This window comes from Streptomyces sp. NPDC045846 (assembly GCF_056431605.1).
The window spans coordinates 486,325-505,943 of record NZ_JBWKKJ010000002.1 but is presented as its reverse complement, the minus strand read 5'-3'; the positions used below and the strand labels follow the sequence as shown (position 1 = coordinate 505,943).

Sequence of the window (19,619 nt, the reverse complement as noted above, 5' to 3'; positions counted from 1 at the left end):
CCAGCGGGCGCCCGCACAGTGCCCCCGACCGTCGCCAACGACCTTGGGGGTTTTCACCTTGCGAGTCATCGATCTGTCCTCGCCCGTGGACGCGGCCGGCTGGGAGCCGGACCCGATCATCCACAAGATCATGACGCCCGCCGAGGGCGCCGCACACATGGCGGCGGAGATGAAGGAGCACTTCGGGCTCGACTTCGACCCGGCCGACCTGCCCGGGGGCGAGCTCCTGTCCCTGGACACGCTCACCCTGACCAGCCACACCGGCACACACGTGGACGCGCCCTCGCACTACGGCTCGGTCGGCGACTACGGGCGGCCCCGGCACATCGACGAGATGCCGCTCGACTGGTTCCTGCGCCCGGCCGTCGTGCTCGACGTGAGCGACGTCGGCATCGGCGCCATCGGGGTCGAGCGCATCGAGAAGCAGATCGCCGAGATCGGGTACACCCCGCAGCCGCTCGACATCGTCATGCTGCACACCGGAGCTTCACAACACGCGGGCACCCCGCGCTACTTCACCGACTTCGCGGGCCTCGACGGCGCCGCCACCGACTTCCTGCTCGACCTCGGCGTACGCGTCATCGGCACCGACGCCTGGAGCCTGGACGCGCCCTTCGGGCACATGATCCGCACCTTCCAGGAGACCGGCGACAAGTCGGTGCTCTGGCCCGCCCACTTCGCCGGCCGGCGCCGCGAGTACTGCCAGGTCGAGCGGCTCGCCCAGCTCGACACGCTGCCCACGCACGGCTTCCGGGTGTCCTGCTTCCCCGTGAAGATCGCCGGAGCGGGGGCGGGCTGGACCCGGGCCGTCGCCCTGATCGACGCATGAGACCCGCGAGCACCACGCGCGAGGACACCGTGACGCCCTGGCTGTTCTGCTTCCACCACGCGGGGGCCGGGATCTCCTCCTTCGCCAAGTGGCAGCGGATCCTCGGCGACACGGCCGAGGTGGTGCCGGTCCTGCTGCCGGGCCGTGGCCCGCGCGCCAAGGAGGCCCGGATCACCGACGCCACCGAACTCATGGATGAACTGCGGGAGTTGATCACCCCGCTGCTCGACCGCCCCTACCTCCTGTACGGGCACAGCCTCGGTGGTCTGGTCGCGCACGCGCTGACCCGGACCCTGGAGGACGACGGGCTGCTGCCGCCGGCCCGCCTGGTGATCGGCGCCGTACCGCCGCCGCACCTGCGCAACACGCTGCTGCGCGGGGCCCGGCTGCCCGACCACGAACTCATCGACCTGCTGGTCGACCTGGAGGCCGCGCCGCCGGAGGCCGCGGGCCGGGACCGCTCGCTGTGGCAGCGCCAGGTGATCCCGGCGCTCCGCGACGACCTCAGGCTGGGCGAGGCGCTCTGCCAGGTCAACGCGGACAAGGCGGTCGGCACCCCGCTGATGGCGCTGGCCGGTCGCGACGACCCCGTCGCCCCGCTGTGGGAGGTGGCCGAGTGGGCCGACTACTCGGTGACCCGCTTCCGGCTCCAGACCATGCCCGGCGGCCACTTCTTCGTACGCGAGCGCGTGGTGCCCGAGCTGCTGCGCGAGGTGGCCCTGGAGCTGCGGGAATCGCTCAAGGGGGAGTACGGCGGCGAGTCGAGCGGGCGTCAAGAGAGCGGGACGAGACTCCTTCCGACAGCGGATCTGACAGCGGACCTATCAGAGAGGTGACGCAGCCGTGCTGCACATTCCCGGGGCGCACCCCCAGGCCAAGACCCACGAGGGGGACAGGTGAGCCGACGCGTAGTCATCACCGGAATCGGTGTGGTCGCCCCCGGGGGCGTCGGCACCAAGGAGTACTGGTCCCTGCTGACCGCGGGACGCACCGCGACCAGGGCCGTCTCGCTCTTCGACGCCTCGGCCTTCCGGTCGAGGATCGCCGCCGAGGTCGACTTCGACCCGGTCGCCCAGGGACTGACCGAGGAGCAGGCCGGGCGCCTCGACCGGGCCGCCCAGTTCGCTCTGGTCGGCGCCCGCGAGGCGGTCTCGGACAGCGGCCTGGACATGACGGGCATCGACCCGTTCCGCACCGGCGTCACCATCGGCAGCGCGGTCGGCGCGACCACCGGGCTCGACTACGAGTACGCGGCGGTCAGCAACAACGGCGCCGAGTGGCTCGTCGACCACGAGCGGGCCGTGCCGCACCTCTACGACTACTTCGTGCCCAGCTCGTTCGCGGCCGAGGTGGCCTGGGAGTTCGGCGCTCAGGGTCCCACCGCCGTGGTCTCCACCGGCTGCACCTCGGGTCTGGACTCGGTCGGCCACGCCGTCGAGCTGATCCGCGAGGGCAGCGCCGACGTCATGATCGCCGGCGCCACCGAGGCGCCCATCTCGCCGATCTCCGTCGCCTGCTTCGACGCCATCAAGGCCACCTCGAACCGCAACGACGAGCCGGAGACCGCCTCGCGGCCCTTCGACAAGTCCCGCAACGGCTTCGTGCTCGGCGAGGGCAGCGCGGTGTTCGTCCTGGAGGAGTACGAGCAGGCCGTGGCGCGCGGCGCGCACATCTACGCCGAGATCGCCGGGTTCGCCTCGCGCTCCAACGCGTACAACATGACGGGCCTGCGGGCCGACGGCGCGGAGATGGCCGAGGCCATCGGCGCGGCGCTCGACGAGGCGGGGATCCCCGGCACCGACATCGACTACATCAACGCGCACGGCTCGGGCACGCTCCAGAACGACCGCCACGAGACGGCCGCGTTCAAGAAGAGCCTCGGCGACCACGCGTACGCGACGCCCGTCTCCTCCATCAAGTCGATGATCGGGCACTCGCTCGGTGCGATCGGCTCGCTGGAGATCGCCGCGTCCGCGCTGGCCATCGAGCACGGCATGGTGCCGCCGACCGCGAACCTGCACGAGGCCGACCCCAAGTGCGACCTCGACTACACCCCGATCCACGCCCGCGAGCGCGACATCAGCACCGTGCTCAGCGTCGGCAGCGGTTTCGGCGGTTTCCAGAGCGCGATCGTGCTCACCAAGCCCGAGCGGAGGAAGACGGCATGACGAGCGAGCTGCTCGAACGTACGGCGGTGCGCTCCGCCACCGCGGTGTTCACCGGCATCGGCGTCACCGCCCCCAACGGCCTGGGTACGCGGGCGTGGTGGGAGGCGACCGTGGCGGGCGAGAGCGGCATCCGCCCGGTCTCCCGCTTCGACGCCTCCGGCTACCCGGCGACGCTGGCGGGCGAGGTGCCCGGCTTCGACGCGGAAGAGCACATCCCGAGCCGGCTGCTCCCGCAGACCGATCACATGACCCGGCTCGCCCTGACCGCCGCCAAGGAGGCCCTGGAGGACTCCGGCGCCGACCCGGCCGAGATGCCGCAGTACTCGGCGGGCGCGGTCACCGCGGCCTCCGCGGGCGGCTTCGAGTTCGGCCAGCGCGAGCTCCAGGCGCTGTGGAGCAAGGGCGGCCAGTACGTCTCCGCCTACCAGTCGTACGCCTGGTTCTACGCCGTCAACACCGGCCAGATCTCCATCCGGCACGGTCTGCGCGGGCCCAGCGGCGTCCTGGTCACCGAGCAGGCGGGCGGCCTCGACGCGGTCGCCCAGGCCCGGCGCCAGCTGCGCAAGGGCAGCAAGCTGATCGTCACCGGCGGCGTGGACGGCGCGGTCTGCCCCTGGGGCTGGACCGCGCAGCTCGCGGGCGGGCGGATGAGCTCCGTCGCCGACCCGGCGCGCGCCTTCCTGCCCTTCGACAGCGAGGCCAGCGGTTACGTCGCCGGTGAGGGCGGCGCCATCCTCGTCCTGGAGGACGCCCAGGCGGCCCGCGAGCGCGGCGCCCGGATCTACGGGCAGCTCTCGGGTTACGCGGCCACCTTCGACCCGGCGCCGGCCCGCGGCGGCGAGCCGGGCCTGCGCCGTGCGGCCGAACTCGCCCTTGCCGAGGCCGGGTTGAGCGCGTCCGACGTGGACGTCGTCTTCGCCGACGCGTCCGGGGTGCCGGAGCTCGACCGCCAGGAGGAGGCGGCGCTCACCGCGCTGTTCGGCCCCCGCGGGGTGCCCGTGACGGCCCCCAAGACCATGACGGGCCGGCTGTCGGCCGGTGGCGCCTCGCTCGACCTGGCGGCGGCGCTGCTCTCCATCCGGGACGCGGTGATCCCGCCGACCGTCAACGTCACATCCCCGGTCGCGGCCGACGCGCTCGACCTGGTCACCGAGGCCCGGCGCGGCCCGGTCCGCACCGCACTCGTACTGGCCCGCGGGACCGGCGGCTTCAACGCCGCGGCCGTCGTGACCGCGGCCCACTGAACTCCACTGTTTTCATTCAGGATTGAGAGAGGCGAGCTTCATGAATCTCAAGGAACTGACCACATTGCTGCGCGAGTGCGCCGGTGTCGGCGAGGGGATCGACCTGGACGGTGACGTCCTGGACGTGCCCTTCGACGACCTGGGCTACGACTCCCTCGCGATCCTCCAGGTCACGGGGGTCATCGAGCGGGACTACCAGATCCAGCTGTCCGACGACACGGTGGCGGAGGCGTCCACGCCGCGTCTTCTGCTGGAGTTCATCAACGAGTGCCTGACGACTGCGACGGCCGCGGCGTAACCCGCCCCGCCACCCCAGGGCCGCCCACCCCTCCCGGTGTGGGCGGCCCTCCCCATGCCCTGGGGCTCCGCCCCAGACCCCGTTCGCGCCTGAACGGCGCTCGTCCTCAATCGCCGGACGGGCTGAAGATGTCCATGCTGACCAGCACCGTCCTGTTAAGGGGCGCGGGGAACTGCGCGAGAAGCGACCACGGTCCGCACACGACCGAGGGGTTGGGGGCGCGACCCTCCCGGGGTCTGGGGCGGAGCCCCAGGACGGCCCACCGGGGGCGGCCGAAGCGCGCCCCCAGAGACCCGCCCGCGCACGCGAAAGTGCCCGCACGCCGGGGGATTCGCGTGCGGGCACTTGCCACGGGGGCCGGGGGGCGACCCCGGCGGAGGAGGTCAGATCAGGTCGTCCCGGGTGATCTGGCGGTCCTCGATCTGCCAGGCCCCACCCACCCGCACGATCCGGTCCTCACACAACGTGCTCGCCTTGATCTCGGGGCGCCCGCCGCGCGGGGTCTCGATGACCAGGGCGTAGCAGCGCGCGTTGACGACGTCGCCGTCGGCCGCCTCGACCGAGACCATGCCCAGCCAGTGGCGGCGCTGGACACCCGCCTTTGCGTACGCCTCGGTGGCCGCGGCGGCGGCAGCGGTGATGGCCTCGCGGCCGACCGCCGGGACGGGCTGCGCGTTGGCGGCGAACACACCGTCGGTGGTGAAGGTGTGGGCCCACTCCTCGACCTTGCCGTCGTCGAGCAGATGCATCTGCTGCGCGTAGAACTGCTGGATCTCCGTGTACAGCCCGGCGGTGGTGGCGGCCTGCGGCAGCTCGGTGACGCTCATGGGGGTCCTCTCCTCCTGGATCTTCCTGCCTCCGCAGCCTGGCGGCCCCCGCTCGAACGCCGCTGGGGGCCCGGTCGGGGCGCCGAGGTCCAGCCCCGCTCGATACCCGTTCGAGTGGCCCTGGGCACGTTGGCCCCCGTACACCCACTCATCCGAGGAGATTCGTATGACTCAGCCCCAGGACAGCAGCGAGCGCCGGGTCGCGCTCATCACCGGCGGGACCAGCGGGATCGGTCTCGCGTCGGCGCGGGCGCTGGGCCGGGCCGGTCTCGCGGTGTTCGTCTGCGCGCGCGGCTCCGAGTCCGTCGAGCTGACCGTGAAGGAGCTCCGCGAGGAGGGCCTGGAGGTGTCGGGCACCACCGCCGACGTCCGCAGCGCCGACTCCGTCAAGGCGCTCGTCGCGGCCGCCGTCGCCGCGTACGGCCGGGTCGACGTCGTGGTGAACAACGCCGGCCGCAGCGGCGGCGGCGTGACCGCCGACGTGTCGGACGAGGTGTGGGACGACGTCATCGACACCAACCTGAACAGCGTGTTCCGGGTGACCCGCGAGGTGCTCAACGTCGGCGGCATGCGCGAGCGCGGCTGGGGCCGGATCATCAACATCGCCTCCACCGCGGGCAAGCAGGGCGTGGTGCTCGGCGCCCCGTACTCCGCGTCCAAGCACGGCGTGGTCGGCTTCACCAAGGCGCTCGGCAACGAGCTCGCCCCGACCGGCATCACCGTGAACGCGGTCTGCCCCGGCTACGTCGAGACGCCGATGGCGCAGCGCGTGCGGCAGGGCTACGCGCAGGCGTACGACACCTCCGAGGACGCGATCATGGCCAAGTTCACGGCGAAGATCCCGCTGGGCCGCTACTCCACGCCGGAGGAGGTCGCCGGTCTCGTCGGCTACCTGGCCACCGACACCGCCGCCTCCATCACCGCGCAGGCCCTCAACGTCTGCGGCGGCCTCGGCAACTTCTGACCCGAAGGCGCCGGCCGGCGCCGACGACGAGCCCGACGGCTCCCCTCAACTCCCCGACCACCGAAGGAATTTCCCGTGTCCGTGACCGGAACGAAGCACCACACCCTCCACAGCGTCGCCGTCGCCGCCCCCGCCGAGGTCGTGTACGGGATCGTCGCCGATGTCAGCAAGTGGCCGCAGTACTTCGGCCCCAACGTGCACGTCGAGCACCTGGAGCAGGACGACCGCTCCGAGCGCATCCACATCTGGGCGACCGCCAACGGCGCCGTCAAGAACTGGATCTCGCGCCGCACCTTCGACCCGGAGCGCCTGCGGGTCGACTTCCGCCAAGAGGTCTCCACGCCGCCGGTGGCCGGCATGGGCGGCGCCTGGGTGGTCTCGCCCGTGGACGCCGAGACCTCGCTGCTGGAGCTCCACCACGACTTCGAGGCCGTCGACGACGCCCCGGACGCGGTGGACTGGATCAACCGGGCCGTGGACCGCAACAGCGCGGCCGAGCTGAACAACATCAAGGAACTCGCCGAGCGGCATGCCCAGTTGGACGAGCTGGTCTTCACCTTCGACGACACCGTCCGCATGGAGGCGGACGCCGCGGACGTCTTCGACTTCCTGAACCGCGCCGACCTGTGGCCCGAGCGGCTGCCGCACGTGGCACGCCTGGACCTGACCGAGGACGAGCCCGGTGTGCAGGTCATGGCGATGGACACCAGCACCGCCGACGGTTCGGTGCACACCACCGAGTCGATCCGCGTGGTCTTCGCGCCGGACCGCATCGTCTACAAGCAGACCACCGTGCCCGGCCTGATGACCGCCCACACCGGCCGCTGGACCATCGTCGAGGTCGAGGGCGGTGTCGACGTGACGTCCCGGCACACCGTCACGCTGCGGACCGACACCATCGAGAAGTACCTCGGCGAGGGCAAGACCGTCGCCGACGCCCGCGCCTACGTGCACCGCGCGCTGTCCACCAACTCCACCAACACCCTGAAGCTGGCCCGGAGTTACGCGGAGGCGCTCCGTGGCTGACACCCTGCCCGAGGTGCCGGACCGGCTCGACCAGCTGCTGTCCCGGGCGGCCGCGGCGCACCCCGCGCGCCGGGCCGTGGTCACCGACGACTTCGCGATGGACTACGCCGCCTTCGACGCGCGGGTCACCGCCGTCGCCGCCGGGCTCCAGGCGCTCGCCCCCGAGCCCACCGTGGTGGCGGTCGGCACCGTGCTGCATCCGGACGTCGCCGTCGCGTACTACGCGGCGGTGCGGGCCGGGCACACCGTGGCGGTGGTCAATCCGCTGCTGCGCGAGGACGACCTGCTGCACGTGCTCGGCCTCGGCGGGGCCTCGGTGGTCCTGCTCGACCCGGTCCTGAACGCCCGTCTGGAGAACGTCCGCGACCGGCTGCCCGGGCTGCGCGAGGTCGTGCTGATCGGCGCCGGCACGGACGGCCTGGACGCCCTCGCCTCCGACCGGCCGCTCACCGCCCACGCCAAGGGACCCGGGGACACCGCGGCCCTCCAGTTCACCAGCGGCACCACCGGCCGCCCCAAGGCGGTCCGGCTCAGCCACCGCAACGTGACGGTCAACGCGGCGCAGATCGCACGGGCGCACCGGCTTGACGGCGACACGGTCAGCCTCAACCACCTGCCCACCTACCACCCGATGCACCTCAACTCGGCCATTGCCGCCGGTGCCACGCAGGTGCTCTGCGCCGCGCCGGAGCCGTACGCCGCGCTGATGACCGCCAACCGGCACCGGGCCACCATCCTCTACAGCCTGCCGGTGCGGCTGGCCCGGCTCGCGGCCGACCCGGACCTCGACTCCGTCTCGATGACGACGGTGAAGCGGATCGCCTCGGGCGGCTCAAACCTGCCGGTGCCGGCCGCCCGGCGCCTCTCCAAGCGGTTCGGCGTGCCGGTCTTCCAGGGGTACGGCCTCGCCGAGACCTCCCCGCTGACCCACAGCGACGACCCCGACCACCCGGTGCACGGCTCGGTCGGCACCCCGGTCGCCGGCACCGAGTGCCGCGTCGTGGACATCGACTCGCGCGCGGTCCTCGCACCGGGCTCGGTCGGCGAGGTGCAGCTGCGCGGCCCGCAGGTGATGCGGGGGTACGCGGGCGGGCCCGACGGCACCGGCCTGGAGCCGGACGGCTGGCTGAGCACCGGGGACGTCGGCCGCGTCGACGAAGACGGCCGGCTGTTCCTGGTGGACCGGCTCAAGGACGTCTTCAAGTGCGACAACTTCCTGGTCGCGCCCTCGGACGTGGAGCGCGTGCTGCGCCGCGACCCGCGGGTCGCCGATGTCGTCGTGGTCGAGCTCGCCGACGTCGAGCACGGCGCGGTCGCGGGCGCCCTGGTGGTGCTCGCCGGAGCCCACCCGGACGACCTGGCCGACGTCGTCGCCCGGGCCAACGACGCCCTGCCGTACTACCAGCACGTCCGGGACGCCAGGACGCTCGACGCGATCCCGCGCACGGGCAACGGAAAGATCCAACGTCGCGTGCTCGCCGAGCAGTTGACCAGCCGTCAGCCCGTCGCGAGCTGAACCGGAGAGGCACCGCATGTCCTTCACCGTCATCAACACGTTCACGCTGCTCGACCCGGCGGGCGCCGAGGAGTTCGAGGCGCGCTTCCTGACCCATGTGGAGTGGATGCGCGCGCAGCCGGGCTTCCTGGCCCACCAGGCGGTCCGCTCGTCCGACCGGCCCGAGGTGTACGTCAACCTCGGCTGGTGGGAGCGGCCCGAGGACTTCCAGAAGGTCCTCGCGAGCGCCACGTTCCAGGAGCACGCCGAGGAGTTCCACAAGATCGTCTCCGTGGAGGCCGACCCCTCGATGGGGCTCGTGCGCTTCGACGGCGTCGCGGGCGGGCCCGGCGACGTCCTGTTCGCGGACTTCTTCACCGTCGAGGGCGACCAGGACACCTTCGTGGCGGCCTACCGCGCCCACGCGCGGGCGGCCGCGGCCCTCGACGGGTTCGTCACCGCCGACCTCGCCAGGTCGCTGTTCGCCCGGCCGGGCGGCTTCACCGCGCTCACCCGCTGGCGCACCGCACAGGCCGCGCAGGCCGCGACCGGTCTGCCCGAGTACGCGGCCCTGGCCGCGCTCGCCGAGGTGCGCACCGTGCCCGCCACCGCTGTCGCGGGCGACCGCGCCGAGCTCGCCCCGGCCGGGGCCTGACGGCTCCGGAGGCGGGCCCCGCCCAGTAACAGAAGGGATTCACCATGGAGTACCGCCGTCTCGGTGCCTCGGGACCGGTGGTCAGCCGGGTCGCGTTCGGGAACTCGCTGACCGCGGGCAACCAGCTGGACGACCGGGCCGCCTCCGCCTGTGTGCGGGCCGCGCTCGACGCGGGCATCACCACGTTCGACACCGCCGACGCGTACGCCGAGGGCCGGGCCGAGGAACACCTCGGCCGGGCCCTCGCGGGCGTCGACCGGGACGCCGTCGTGATCTGCACCAAGGTGGGCAGGGGCGGCGGGCCGGGGCCGGGCGCGCTGTCCCGCGCCAGGATCGCCGAGTCCCTGGACGCCTCGCTGCGCCGGCTCGGCACCGGGCACATCGACCTGTACCAGGCCCACCTGTACGACGACTCGACGCCGCTCGAAGAGACGATGGGCGCCTTCGCGGACGCCGTGGCCGCGGGCAAGATCCGCTATGTCGGCGTCTCGGAGTGGGCCGCCGACGAGATCGAGCGGGCCGCCGCGCTCGCCCGCGAACTCGGCATCGAGCTCGTCTCCAACCAGCCGCAGTACTCGATGCTGTGGCGGGTCATCGAGGCCGAGGTCGTCCCGGCCTGTGCGCCGCTCGGCATCGGGCAGATGGTCTGGTCGCCGCTGGCCGGCGGCGTACTGACCGGGAAGTACAAGCCGGGGCGGCAGGCGCCCGCGGGGTCCCGGGCGGTGGCCGCCAAGGGCGGCGACGTCTCGATCCAGCGCTACCGCTTCCTGTCGGACGAGGTCCTCACCGCCGTCGGCCGCGTCGCCGAACTGGCCGCCGAGACCGGTCTGACGATGCCTCAACTCGCCCTGGCCTGGGTGCTGCAAAACGCCCAGGTCGCCACGGCCGTCATCGGCGCCTCCGCGCCGGAGCAGATCGGCCGCAACCTCGCGGCCACCGAGGCCGTGCTCGACCCGGAGCTGCTCGGCCGCGTCGACGCCGCGCTCGGACCCGTCGTGGTCACCGACCCCGGGCTGACCCTGAGCCGCATGCTCCGGGCGAAGGCCGCCGCCACCCCCTCCCCCGCCACCCTCTGAGAGGTACTGCTGTGAGCACTTCCACGACCGACAGGGAGATCCACCGGACCCGGGCCGGCATCGACGTCGACGCCTCGGCGGACACCGTCTACCGGGCCCTGACCGATGTGGCCGACTGGCCGCTGCTCTACCCCTGGATCGCGCACACCGAGGTCCTGTCCCAGGTCGGGCAGGACGACGAGGTGAAGTTCTGGGCGGTGCGCCCGGGCCCCGAGGGCGGCCTGCGCGTCTGGACCTCGCGGCGCACCCTGGACCCGGTGGCGCTGCGCATGGACTTCGCGCAGCAGGGTTCGGTGGGCCCGATCAAGGAGCTGGGCGGCACCTGGGACTTCCTGCCCCGCCCCGACGGCGGCTGCCGGGTGGTGTCCGGGCACTGGTTCACCACCGACGCCGACCCCGCGGAGACGGCCGGCGAGCTCGACCGGCACGGCGGGCTCCAGATGCGCACCCTCAAGTCCAAGACGGAGCGGCCCGGTTCCCTGACGACCGACGTGATCCGGGTGCAGGACAGCGCGGTCCTGCCCGGTTCGGTGGCCTCCGTGCACGCCCGGCTCCTGGACGCGCTGCCCTGGCGCGACAGCGACGAGAGCGCCTGGTTCGGCACCGAGAGCGGCGTTGCGACCGTGCAGATCGAGCACGGCGGGCACACCCTCGTGCAGAAGCTGCTCACGCCGCCCGGCACGGCCGAGCTCTACCGGCGCCGCTGGCGGCTGGTGGAGGCGCCCGGCGGGGTCCTGGTGACGGCGGACGTGCTGGCGGTGGCGTCCACCGGCCGCGACCGCGTCCTGGAGCTGGCCACCACCGATGTGCGCGCCGCCCTCGCGCTGGCCGGGCAGCGATGACCGCGGCCGCCGAGGAGGTCCGCGCGGGGGCCCGTGCCGACGAGGAGCACCGCAGTGACGTGTGCGTCGTCGGGGCGGGCCCCGCCGGTCTGACCCTCGCCCTGCTGCTCCTGAAGTCCGGCCTGCGGGTGACCGTGGTGGAGCGTTCGCGCTCGCACCAGCGGGAGTTCCGCGGCGAGATCCTCCAGCCCGGTGCGATGACGGTCCTGGACCGGCTCGGCGTGCTCGCCGGGGCCCGGGAGCGGGGCTGCCACGAGCACGACCGCTTCCGGCTCGTGGAGCAGGACCGGGTGCTGCTCGACATCGACTACCGCGCGCTGCCCGCCCCGTACGACCACCTGCTGTCCATCCCCCAGTCCCACCTTTTGACCGAACTCCTGCTGCACTGCGCCCGGTTCACCGGCTTCGAGTACGTCGACGGCTGCCGCGTCAACGCGCTGCTGCGCGACGAGCGGGGCCGGATCACCGGGGCCGCCGCCGACGGGCATGTCTTCCACAGCAAGGTCGTGGTCGGCGCCGACGGGCGGTTCTCCAAGGTGCGCCGGCTCGCCGGGATCGAGGCGGGCCGCACCGAGGCCTTCGACCAGGACGTGCTGTGGTTCAAGCTGACCCGGCAGGAGCGGCAGGCCGCCCATGACGTACGGGTGTTCAGAAGCGCGGGCACCAGCCCGGTGCTGGCGTACGGGTCCTGGCCCGACCGGATCCAGGTCGGCTGGACCCTGCCGCACGGCGGGTACAAGAACGTCGTCGCCGAGGGCCTCGACCACGTCAAGGCCCAGCTGTCGAAGGCGGTCCCGGCGTACGCGGAGCTGATCGCCGAGCAGATCACCTCGCTGCGCGACCTCAGTCTGCTGGACGTGTTCTCGGGGCGCGCCGAGCGCTGGGCCGCCGACGGCCTGGTCCTGATGGGCGACGCCGCGCACACCCACAGCCCGATCGGCGCCCAGGGCATCAACCTGTCGGTACAGGACGCGGTGGTCCTGCACCCGCTGCTCGTCGAGTCGGTGGGCCGCGGGGACGCGAGCGCCGCGTTCCTGTCCCGCTTCGAGGAGCGCCGGGCGCCCGACATCGCCACGATGATGCGGCTCCAGGGCATGCAGTCCAAGGCGATGCTGTCGACCGGCACGTTCGCGACGCGGGTGCGGCCGAAGCTGGCGGCCGTCGTCAAGCACACCCCGCTCTACCGCAAGGTGCTGCGCACCATCGCCTTCGGCAACCCGTCGATCGAGGTGGCCGAGGTGCTGTTCACCGCCTGCTGAGAGGCGTACGACGCGAAAGGCGGGCCGGGTCGCAAGACCCGGCCCGCCTTTCGGTGTGCGGTGGTTCAGACGGCGACCTCGGTGCGGGCCGAGTCGACGACCGCCTTGTAGAGACCGCCCTTGACCTCGGCGTGCACGGCCATGGTCTTGGCGTCGGCGGCCATCTCCGGGCTCTGGAGGACCGGCAGGTAGGCCTGCGGGCCGCTCCACCAGCCGATGTTGACGTAGGCGCCGGTCTCACGGTTGGAGTGCACCAGCTGGTGGCCGAGGAAGCCCTCGTGGCCCTTGACGAAGGAGAGGTGGCCGAGGAAGGAGCCCTCGAAGGCCTGCTGGTCGGCGCCCTCGCGCAGGGTGAACGTGGTCAGCGCGACGGCCGCGTCCGCGGACGGCACGGCCGACTCGCCGAGGCCGTCGGCCGCGTTCTGGCCGGCCAGGACCGGGCCGTGCACGCTGGTGATGGCGGCGAGGTAGACGAAGCGGCTGCTGACGGCGGTGAAGAACTGCCAGTCGCCGACGACGGTGCGGTGCGCGTCCGCGTCCCGCCACCAGGTGAGGATGACGAAGTTGTCGGGCTCCTTGATGCCGCGCAGCAGCGCGGTGCGCAGCAGGCCGTCCTTGGCGCCGACGGCCTCCTTGTACTTGAGGTAGGCCTTCTCGAACTCGGCGCCCTTCGCCTTGTGCTTCTCCTTGAGGACGAAGTGGGCGACCGCGACGACGGGGCTGTTCTCGCTCATGGGGTGTGGCCTTCCGATGCTGGGATGGATGGGTTACGCGGCGACCGGCTGGTGCGCATAGGCGTGGACGTACTTGTCGAGGACCCGGCGGTAGTAGTCGGGGCCGAAGCCGAGCCCGTACACCGGCGGCACGAGACGGCAGAGCTTGTCGATGGAGACGGGCTGGGCGCCCGAGGCCTCCACGTAGGACTTCTCGGCACGGGTGCCGAGCAGGTGCTCCATGTGCGTGACGACGTCCTCGATGTGCGGGGCGTGGCCCGAGGCGACGTTGACGACGTCGCGGGTGCGGCCGTCGACGAGCAGCGTGTGCACGATCTTGATGACGTCCTCGACGTCGATCAGGTCGCGCTGCGCCCCGCGGTGGACCTGGATGCTGCCGCTCACCAACTGCCGTACCAGAGCGGGCAGTAGCTGGTGGGCGGGCTGGTGGAAGCCGACGACGTGCGACAGGCGCAGGATCAGGTACTCGACGTCCGAGGACTTGACGACCGCTTCGAGGGACAGCTTGTGGCGGCCGTAGGGGGTCGCCGGGTAGACGGGGCCGTCCTCGCGGCCGGGCGAGGCGTCGGGGACCGAGTACATCCCGGCGGACGCCGTCGAGAAGAAGACGAGGCGTTTTCCGGTTCTCTCGCAGTGCCGCAGCACCTCGTAGAGGCGCTTGGACTCCCGGGTGTACTGCTCGGGCGGGATGTCACCGGCGGCCGATACCCCGGCGGCCAGCGCCACCACGTCGGGGTGGTGTTCGGCGATGCCTGCCAGGTGTCCGGCCAGGAATCCCCTGCCGACTATCTCCATGGGGTGTGCCAACTCCTTGTGGTGGGCGGCCTGTTCAGGCGGCGGCGGACTCAGCGGCCCAGGCCGGGATCTCCAGGATTTCGAGCACGGCGGTGGTGATGGTGTAGCCCGCACCGCCGCCGTAGAGCATCACGTGGTCGCCGGGCTCCAACGCGCCGGTGAGCAGCAGGTTCTCAAGGCCCGCCGCCCAGTCGCCGGCGCCGATGTGGCCGCTGCGGCGGGCGAACTCCCAGGTGGTCTCGGACTCGTCGACGCCGAGCAGGTGGTGGATCTGGAAGGGGCCCTTGATCCGGCCGGTGGAGGGGATGATGACGTAGGCGATGTCGTCCATCTCCAGGCCCGCGTCGTCGAGGACGGCCTGCTTGGCCTCCTGCATCACCTTGCCGAAGCGGATGTTGGTCATGGTCTCGTCGCTGACGGCCTTCTGGGCGTCGCCGCGTGCGGTCAGGTCGATCTGCCGCTCGGCGGCGCGCGAGACCGGGCCGAACGGCTCGTCGCCGCGGGCCATCGGCTCCAGGGAGTTGTCGGCGACCGTCGCGGTGGCCACCAGGCGGGCGAAGCCGCCCGCGGTGGACAGGATCGTGGCGGTGGCGCCGTCGGCGTAGGCGTTGCCGTGCCGCAGCTGCCAGCGGTTGGCGCCGGGGCCGCCGAAGCGGTCCGCGGTGGTGAGCATGACGGCGCTGCCCCTGCCGTAGCCCGCCGTGAGGTGGGCGGCGGCCAGGTCGAGTCCGCTGATGCCTATGTTGCAGCGCTGCTGCACGTCGAGGCCGGGCACCGTGGCGCCGACGGTCCGCTTGGCGATGTAGGACGCGGCGGGCCAGATGTCCAGGCCCTGGAACCAGGTGCTGCCGTGCAGGAGCAGGGAGTACGCGGACTTGTCCAGGCCGGAGCGCTGGTGGGCGGCGCGGCCCGCGGCGACGGCCATGTCCGGCGGCGCGGTCCAGCCCTCCTCCTCGCTCTCGCGGGCGATCCGCACCGACTCGTATCCGAAGTCGTCGATCCACTCCTGGCCGCACTCCCCGGCCGCGACGGCCTCGGCCACCGGGACGGGCTCGGGCAGCCAGCTGCCGAGCGAGGCGACATAGATCTCGTTCCAACGCATCCAGCTACTCCCCTGTTCGGCGGTTCGGTCGATTCCTTCGGGCATACGGCATGCGCCCAAGGTCGCCACCGGCTCTCGAATCGGACTTGAGTGCGGCACGGGAAGGTCCGGCCGAGGGGCGCTCAAGTCCTATTCGAGTGGTGGCGGTCACGCTCCTGGACATGACCGAAGGGCGGCCCTGGAGGGCCGCCCCCGCCCCCCAATCGGAGACCCGCCGTGCGCATCCTGTTCACCGCCCATGCGGGCAAGTCGCATCTGCGCCTGCTGATCCCCCTGGCCCAGGCCGCCGTCCGGGCCGGGCACACCGTCGCCGTGGCCGACGACGAGTCCATGCGCGAGGAGAGCGTGAGCTACGGGCTCGCGTTCTTCCCGGCCGGGTTCGACTGGGCCAAGGACCCCTTCTGCATCGAGGCGATCGCGCTCCCGCTGTTCCGGGCCGACCAGGAGGCGTACGAGGAGGGTCTCGTGGAGTGTGTGCTCGGGCCGCCCGCCCTGGCCGCGGCCCGCGACATCCTGGCCGTCGCCGCCGAGTGGAAGCCCGACCTGATCGTCCGCGAGGGCGAGGAGATGGGCGGCCTGCTGGCCGCCGAGGCGCTCGGCATCCCGCACGTCGCGGTGGCCGGCGGTTCGACCCATCTGCTGCCGCCCGCCGTGACGCACGCGCCGCTGAACGAACTGCGGGCCGAACTCGGCCTGCCCGCCGCCCCCGAGGACAACTCCGCCTACCGCCACGGTCTCATCAGCTGGCTGCCCGCCGAGTGCACCGGAGCCGACCTGGACCCGCGCACCCTGCGCCACTACCGCCAGACCGCCCCGTACCGCAGCGACGACAAGGCACTGCCCTGGCTCGCCGACCTGCCCGACGACAAGCCGGTGGTGTACGCGTCGATCGGGACGATGGCGCCGTCCATGCCGTGGAAGTCCGACGAGGTGCTGCACGCCGTGATCGAGGCGGTCTCCGACCTCGACTGCACGGCCCTCGTCTCGATCGGCGTGGGCCGCGACCCCGAGGAGTTCGGCGCGGTGCCGGACCACGTGCGGCTGCTCACCGAGTGGGTCCCGCAGGACGTGCTCCTGGAGGCGGCCGACGTGTTCATCACGCACGGCGGCCACAGCAGCATCCGCGAGGGCCTGCGCAGCGGTACGCCGATGCTCGTCACGCCCATGTACGACGACCAGCCCAACTCGGCCGAGCACGTCGCCGACGTCGGCAGCGGCATCAGCCTGCCCGCCTACTGGGTCACCGCCGAGGCGGTCACCGAGGCGCTGGAGCGGCTGCTCACCGAGCCGTCGTTCCGGCTCCGCGCGGCGGCCGTGAGGCGCTCGGTCCTCGCCTGCCCGCCGGTGGAGCAACTGGTCACCGACCTCGAAGAACTCGTCGCCGCTACCGCCCAGGAGGAGACATGCGCGTCCTGGTGACCGCTCTGGTCCCCAGCCACATCGTGCCGATGGTGCCGCTGACGTGGGCGCTGCGGGCGGCCGGACACCAGGTCCTGGTGGCCGGTGACGCCGAGCTCGTGAAGTTCGCGTCCGCCGCGGGCCTCGACACCCGGCCGGTCGGCGGCGGCGAGACCCGTCAGCGCCTCACCCGGCCCGGCGCCGTGGCGATGCCCGACCGCGCGGGCATGGACCGCCGCGCGGACTCCGAGTGGGACGCCGTCGGCGAGCGCTGGCGCACCCGGCTCGGCGGCTACATCGACGAGCTGGTCGCCCTCGGCCGGGCCTGGGAGCCCGACCTGGTGATCACCGACCCGGTCGAGTTCGGCGGGCTCGTCGTCGCCGCGGCGCTCGGTGTGCCCGGCGTCATCCACCGCTGGGGCCCCGACGACTTCACCAGCCCGCTGCTCCGCCAGGCCAAGGTCCAACTCCACGACCTGTGCGCCGAGTTCGGGGCGGACGGCTTCCCCGACCCGGCGCTCGTCATCGACCCGAGCCCCGCCTCGCTGCTCCCCGAGGGCGACAACACCCCCGGCCTGCTCTCGCGGTACGTCCCGTACTGCGGCACCGCCGAGCTGCCCGACTGGGCGGTCCGGCGGCCCGAGCGGCCACGCGCCCTGCTCTGCCTGGGCATGTGGCACGGCCGGGTACTGGCCGAGACCGGCGAACTGCCGCTGGGCTTCCGCCACGTCCTGGACGCCTGCACCGAGCAGGGCCTGGACGTGCTGTTCCCGATCGACGCCCAGTACCACCCGGCGCTCGCCGGGATCCCGTCCTCGGTCAAGGTCGTCGACCGCTTCCCGATCGGCCCGGTGATGCGCCACACGGCCCTCGCCGTGCACCACGGCGGCAGCGGGACCAGCATGACGTCCTTCGCCTCGGCGGTCCCGCAGCTGGTGCTGCCCGGCGACAAGCCGTTCCTCCAGACCACCGGCCGGCTCGTCCAGGAGTCCGGAGCCGGGCTCAGTCTCGCCACCGAGGCCGAGCAGCACGATCCCCGGCTCGTCCGGGAGGCCCTCGCCGGCCTCCTCCAAAACGAACGCCACCGCAAGGCCGCGCAGGACGTACGCGCGGAGATCGAATGCCTGCCAGGCCCCACGGAACTGGTCCACACCTTGGAAGGGCTGATCTGACATGCGCTCACTCACTCAGGAAAGGGAACAGGTGCCACCCCCCATGGCAGAACAGCACGGCCCGCCCGCGGTCGTCTTCAAGGGTGTCGTCAAGGAGTACGGCAGTGTCCGTGCCGTCGACGGGATCGATCTGACGATCGGCCGCGGTGAGACGGTCGCCCTCCTCGGCCCGAACGGCGCCGGCAAGTCCACCACCATCAACATGCTCCTCGGGCTCTTCCCGCCGGACCAGGGCACCATCGAGGTCTTCGGCAAGAAGCCCGAACTCGCCATGCGGGCCGGTCACTTGGGGGCCATGCTCCAGGAGGGGAAGATGATTCCCCGGGTCTCGGTGCGCGAGCTGGTCGACTTCGTGCGCCAGACCTACCGCAAGCCGCTGCCGCTCCAGGAGGTCCTGGAGCTCGCCGAGCTCACCAAGATCGCGGGCCGCAACGTGGACCGGCTCTCCGGCGGTCAGGCCCAGCGGGTGCGGTTCGCGCTCGCCCTGGCCGGCGACCCCGACCTGGTCGTGCTCGACGAGCCGACCGCCGCCCTCGACGTGGAGTCGCGGCGCGAGCTGTGGGCCGCGATGCAGCGGTACGCGGAGCGCGGCAACACCGTGCTTTTCTCGACGCACTACCTCGAAGAGGCCGATGACAGCGCCGACCGCGTCGTCGTCATCGCATCGGGCCGGGTGGTCGCCGACGGCACCACCTCGCAGATCAAGTCCATGATCGAGGGCCGTACGGTCAGCTTCGTGCCGCGCGGCACGCACAACGGCTTCGACCTGCTGCCGGGCGTCAGCTCGGTGGAGTTCCGCGGCGGCCGGATCCACCTGCGCACCAGCGACTCCGACTCGACGGTGCACGCGCTGTCGCGCGCCGACGCCTTCACCGACCTGGAGGTCTCGGGCGTGGGCCTGGAGGAGGCCTTCATCGCGCTCACCCACCAGTCCCGCCACGCGCCCGCTCCGGAAGGACGGACCAGCTGATGCTCGGTTACATCCGCCTCGAAATCCTGCGTCTCGTCCGCAACGGCGGCTACCTGATGATGAGCCTCATCATGCCGGTCGGCCTGTACGTCACCCTCGCGGGCGGCGGCCCCGACCAGGAGTCGCTGGTCCGCGCCATGGTCGGCGCGGCGGCGTTCGGCGCGCTCGGCGTGGTCATCACCAACGGCACCGGCATCGCCGAGGACCGGGCGCTGGGCTGGCTGCGCCAGCTGCGCCTCACCCCGCTCTCGCCGGTCCAGGTCGTCATCGCCCGCGGCGCCGTCGCCACGTGCCTGGGCATCCTGCCGATCGTGGTCATCGGCCTCATCGGCAAGTTCTACCGCGGCGTCGACCTCTCGCCCGGCACCTGGCTGGAGATCTTCCTGCTGCTCTGGGTCGGCATCGCCCCGCTCGCGATGCTCGGCATCGGCATCGGCTACCTCTTCAAGGCGCAGCTCGCGCAGATCGCCGGCACGGTCTCGTACCTCACGCTGACGCTGCTCGGCGGTCTGATGATGCCGACCGACAGCCTGCCGCAGTGGCTCCAGCCGCTGTCGAGGGAGACCCCGGTCTACCGCTACGCCCAGCTGTCGTGGGACGCGGCGGCCAACTCCGCGCCGAGCGGCACCGGCCTCGGTGTGCTCGCCCTGTGGACGGCGTTGCTCGCGGCCTTCGCCGCCTTCGCCTACCGCAGGGGCGGCCGTCGCGCCTGATCCGTACCGCTCACGCAGTGCCCGCGGGGACCACCCCGCGGGCACTTTCGTG

The 19,619-nt window shown here is 72.4% G+C and carries 20 protein-coding genes; 16 read left to right on the top strand and 4 right to left on the bottom strand.

Translation table 11 applies throughout. The features are described 5' to 3' along the window. Positions 1-58 precede the first annotated feature (58 nt). Genes AC07F3_RS07195 through AC07F3_RS07175 form a run of 5 tightly spaced genes read left to right on the top strand, consistent with a single transcriptional unit; the run spans position 59 to position 4,539 of the window. Complete coding sequence (locus AC07F3_RS07195) at positions 59-829, top strand: cyclase family protein (protein ID WP_114035347.1); 771 nt, start codon at positions 59-61, stop codon at positions 827-829. Beyond that, positions 826-1,665: a thioesterase II family protein gene (locus AC07F3_RS07190; protein WP_479111298.1), complete on the top strand. Its 840-nt coding sequence runs from the start codon at positions 826-828 to the stop codon at positions 1,663-1,665. Before AC07F3_RS07195 ends, AC07F3_RS07190 begins: the two co-directional genes overlap by 4 nt. Positions 1,666-1,725: 60 nt before the next feature. Beyond that, a complete protein-coding gene (locus tag AC07F3_RS07185; RefSeq protein ID WP_479111296.1) occupies positions 1,726-2,997 on the top strand; it encodes a beta-ketoacyl-[acyl-carrier-protein] synthase family protein in 1,272 nt (423 codons plus the stop codon). Then, positions 2,994-4,241, top strand: a complete 1,248-nt coding sequence (locus tag AC07F3_RS07180; RefSeq protein WP_479111294.1) for a ketosynthase chain-length factor — start codon at positions 2,994-2,996, stop codon at positions 4,239-4,241. Before AC07F3_RS07185 ends, AC07F3_RS07180 begins: the two co-directional genes overlap by 4 nt. A 40-nt stretch (positions 4,242-4,281) precedes the next feature. Then, positions 4,282-4,539 (top strand): acyl carrier protein, encoded by a 258-nt coding sequence (locus AC07F3_RS07175; protein ID WP_114035343.1) that lies wholly within the window; start codon positions 4,282-4,284, stop codon positions 4,537-4,539. Positions 4,540-4,922: 383 nt separating this feature from the next. Here the strand turns inward: AC07F3_RS07175 and AC07F3_RS07170 are convergent, their stop codons facing one another. Further along, the gene (locus AC07F3_RS07170) at positions 4,923-5,366 is read right to left on the bottom strand and encodes a nuclear transport factor 2 family protein (protein WP_479111291.1); all 444 of its coding nucleotides are present in this window, start codon (positions 5,364-5,366) and stop codon (positions 4,923-4,925) included. A 166-nt stretch (positions 5,367-5,532) separates the two neighbouring features. Between AC07F3_RS07170 and fabG the strand changes: the two genes are divergently transcribed. From fabG to AC07F3_RS07135, 7 genes are all read left to right on the top strand, one after another. Then, on the top strand, positions 5,533-6,330 hold the full coding sequence (gene fabG, locus AC07F3_RS07165; protein WP_479111289.1) for a 3-oxoacyl-ACP reductase FabG: 798 nt from the start codon (positions 5,533-5,535) through the stop codon (positions 6,328-6,330). A 75-nt stretch (positions 6,331-6,405) separates the two neighbouring features. Continuing rightward, on the top strand, positions 6,406-7,356 hold the full coding sequence (locus AC07F3_RS07160) for an aromatase/cyclase (RefSeq protein ID WP_479111287.1): 951 nt from the start codon (positions 6,406-6,408) through the stop codon (positions 7,354-7,356). After that, positions 7,349-8,872 carry a class I adenylate-forming enzyme family protein gene (locus AC07F3_RS07155; RefSeq protein ID WP_479111285.1) on the top strand — a complete coding sequence of 508 codons (1,524 nt, stop codon included), beginning with the start codon at positions 7,349-7,351 and terminating at the stop codon, positions 8,870-8,872. Before AC07F3_RS07160 ends, AC07F3_RS07155 begins: the two co-directional genes overlap by 8 nt. 16 nt (positions 8,873-8,888) lie before the next feature. Next, positions 8,889-9,506, top strand: a complete 618-nt coding sequence (locus tag AC07F3_RS07150) for an antibiotic biosynthesis monooxygenase family protein (RefSeq protein WP_479111283.1) — start codon at positions 8,889-8,891, stop codon at positions 9,504-9,506. A 44-nt stretch (positions 9,507-9,550) separates the two neighbouring features. Continuing rightward, positions 9,551-10,582 (top strand): aldo/keto reductase, encoded by a 1,032-nt coding sequence (locus AC07F3_RS07145; protein WP_479111281.1) that lies wholly within the window; start codon positions 9,551-9,553, stop codon positions 10,580-10,582. Positions 10,583-10,593: 11 nt separating this feature from the next. Further along, positions 10,594-11,424 carry an aromatase/cyclase gene (locus AC07F3_RS07140; protein ID WP_479111279.1) on the top strand — a complete coding sequence of 277 codons (831 nt, stop codon included), beginning with the start codon at positions 10,594-10,596 and terminating at the stop codon, positions 11,422-11,424. After that, a complete protein-coding gene (locus AC07F3_RS07135) occupies positions 11,421-12,683 on the top strand; it encodes an FAD-dependent oxidoreductase (protein WP_479111277.1) in 1,263 nt (420 codons plus the stop codon). Before AC07F3_RS07140 ends, AC07F3_RS07135 begins: the two co-directional genes overlap by 4 nt. A 65-nt stretch (positions 12,684-12,748) precedes the next feature. Here the strand turns inward: AC07F3_RS07135 and AC07F3_RS07130 are convergent, their stop codons facing one another. The 3 genes from AC07F3_RS07130 to AC07F3_RS07120 are packed head-to-tail and all read right to left on the bottom strand — an operon-like array spanning position 12,749 to position 15,314. Beyond that, a complete protein-coding gene (locus AC07F3_RS07130; protein WP_479111276.1) occupies positions 12,749-13,417 on the bottom strand; it encodes an antibiotic biosynthesis monooxygenase in 669 nt (222 codons plus the stop codon). A 33-nt stretch (positions 13,418-13,450) separates the two neighbouring features. Continuing rightward, positions 13,451-14,212, bottom strand: a complete 762-nt coding sequence (locus tag AC07F3_RS07125; protein ID WP_114035335.1) for an NAD-dependent epimerase/dehydratase family protein — start codon at positions 14,210-14,212, stop codon at positions 13,451-13,453. 34 nt (positions 14,213-14,246) lie between these two features. After that, on the bottom strand, positions 14,247-15,314 hold the full coding sequence (locus AC07F3_RS07120) for a ketoacyl-ACP synthase III family protein (RefSeq protein ID WP_479111274.1): 1,068 nt from the start codon (positions 15,312-15,314) through the stop codon (positions 14,247-14,249). Positions 15,315-15,530: 216 nt separating this feature from the next. Between AC07F3_RS07120 and AC07F3_RS07115 the strand changes: the two genes are divergently transcribed. Genes AC07F3_RS07115 through AC07F3_RS07100 form a run of 4 tightly spaced genes read left to right on the top strand, consistent with a single transcriptional unit; the run spans position 15,531 to position 19,567 of the window. Then, positions 15,531-16,733 carry a glycosyltransferase gene (locus AC07F3_RS07115; protein ID WP_479111272.1) on the top strand — a complete coding sequence of 401 codons (1,203 nt, stop codon included), beginning with the start codon at positions 15,531-15,533 and terminating at the stop codon, positions 16,731-16,733. Beyond that, positions 16,718-17,884, top strand: a complete 1,167-nt coding sequence (locus AC07F3_RS07110) for a nucleotide disphospho-sugar-binding domain-containing protein (RefSeq protein WP_479111270.1) — start codon at positions 16,718-16,720, stop codon at positions 17,882-17,884. Before AC07F3_RS07115 ends, AC07F3_RS07110 begins: the two co-directional genes overlap by 16 nt. 43 nt (positions 17,885-17,927) lie before the next feature. Next, entirely contained in the window at positions 17,928-18,854 is a 927-nt protein-coding gene (locus AC07F3_RS07105) for an ABC transporter ATP-binding protein (RefSeq protein ID WP_479111268.1), read from the top strand. Continuing rightward, positions 18,854-19,567: an ABC transporter permease gene (locus AC07F3_RS07100; protein ID WP_479111266.1), complete on the top strand. Its 714-nt coding sequence runs from the start codon at positions 18,854-18,856 to the stop codon at positions 19,565-19,567. The genes AC07F3_RS07105 and AC07F3_RS07100 overlap by 1 nt, the downstream gene beginning before the upstream one ends. The last annotated feature ends 52 nt before the right edge of the window (positions 19,568-19,619 follow it).

Excerpts from the sequence above, each read along its gene's own strand:
- AC07F3_RS07190 (WP_479111298.1), top strand. The coding sequence starts at position 826 with ATGAGACCCGCGAGCACCACGCGCGAGGACACCGTGACGCCCTGGCTG.
- AC07F3_RS07180 (WP_479111294.1), top strand. The coding sequence starts at position 2,994 with ATGACGAGCGAGCTGCTCGAACGTACGGCGGTGCGCTCCGCCACCGCG.
- AC07F3_RS07175 (WP_114035343.1), top strand. The coding sequence starts at position 4,282 with ATGAATCTCAAGGAACTGACCACATTGCTGCGCGAGTGCGCCGGTGTC.
- AC07F3_RS07170 (WP_479111291.1), bottom strand. The coding sequence starts at position 5,366 with ATGAGCGTCACCGAGCTGCCGCAGGCCGCCACCACCGCCGGGCTGTAC.
- fabG (WP_479111289.1), top strand. The coding sequence starts at position 5,533 with ATGACTCAGCCCCAGGACAGCAGCGAGCGCCGGGTCGCGCTCATCACC.
- AC07F3_RS07150 (WP_479111283.1), top strand. The coding sequence starts at position 8,889 with ATGTCCTTCACCGTCATCAACACGTTCACGCTGCTCGACCCGGCGGGC.
- AC07F3_RS07145 (WP_479111281.1), top strand. The coding sequence starts at position 9,551 with ATGGAGTACCGCCGTCTCGGTGCCTCGGGACCGGTGGTCAGCCGGGTC.
- AC07F3_RS07135 (WP_479111277.1), top strand. The coding sequence starts at position 11,421 with ATGACCGCGGCCGCCGAGGAGGTCCGCGCGGGGGCCCGTGCCGACGAG.
- AC07F3_RS07130 (WP_479111276.1), bottom strand. The coding sequence starts at position 13,417 with ATGAGCGAGAACAGCCCCGTCGTCGCGGTCGCCCACTTCGTCCTCAAG.
- AC07F3_RS07125 (WP_114035335.1), bottom strand. The coding sequence starts at position 14,212 with ATGGAGATAGTCGGCAGGGGATTCCTGGCCGGACACCTGGCAGGCATC.
- AC07F3_RS07120 (WP_479111274.1), bottom strand. The coding sequence starts at position 15,314 with ATGCGTTGGAACGAGATCTATGTCGCCTCGCTCGGCAGCTGGCTGCCC.
- AC07F3_RS07110 (WP_479111270.1), top strand. The coding sequence starts at position 16,718 with ATGCGCGTCCTGGTGACCGCTCTGGTCCCCAGCCACATCGTGCCGATG.
- AC07F3_RS07105 (WP_479111268.1), top strand. The coding sequence starts at position 17,928 with ATGGCAGAACAGCACGGCCCGCCCGCGGTCGTCTTCAAGGGTGTCGTC.
- AC07F3_RS07100 (WP_479111266.1), top strand. The coding sequence starts at position 18,854 with ATGCTCGGTTACATCCGCCTCGAAATCCTGCGTCTCGTCCGCAACGGC.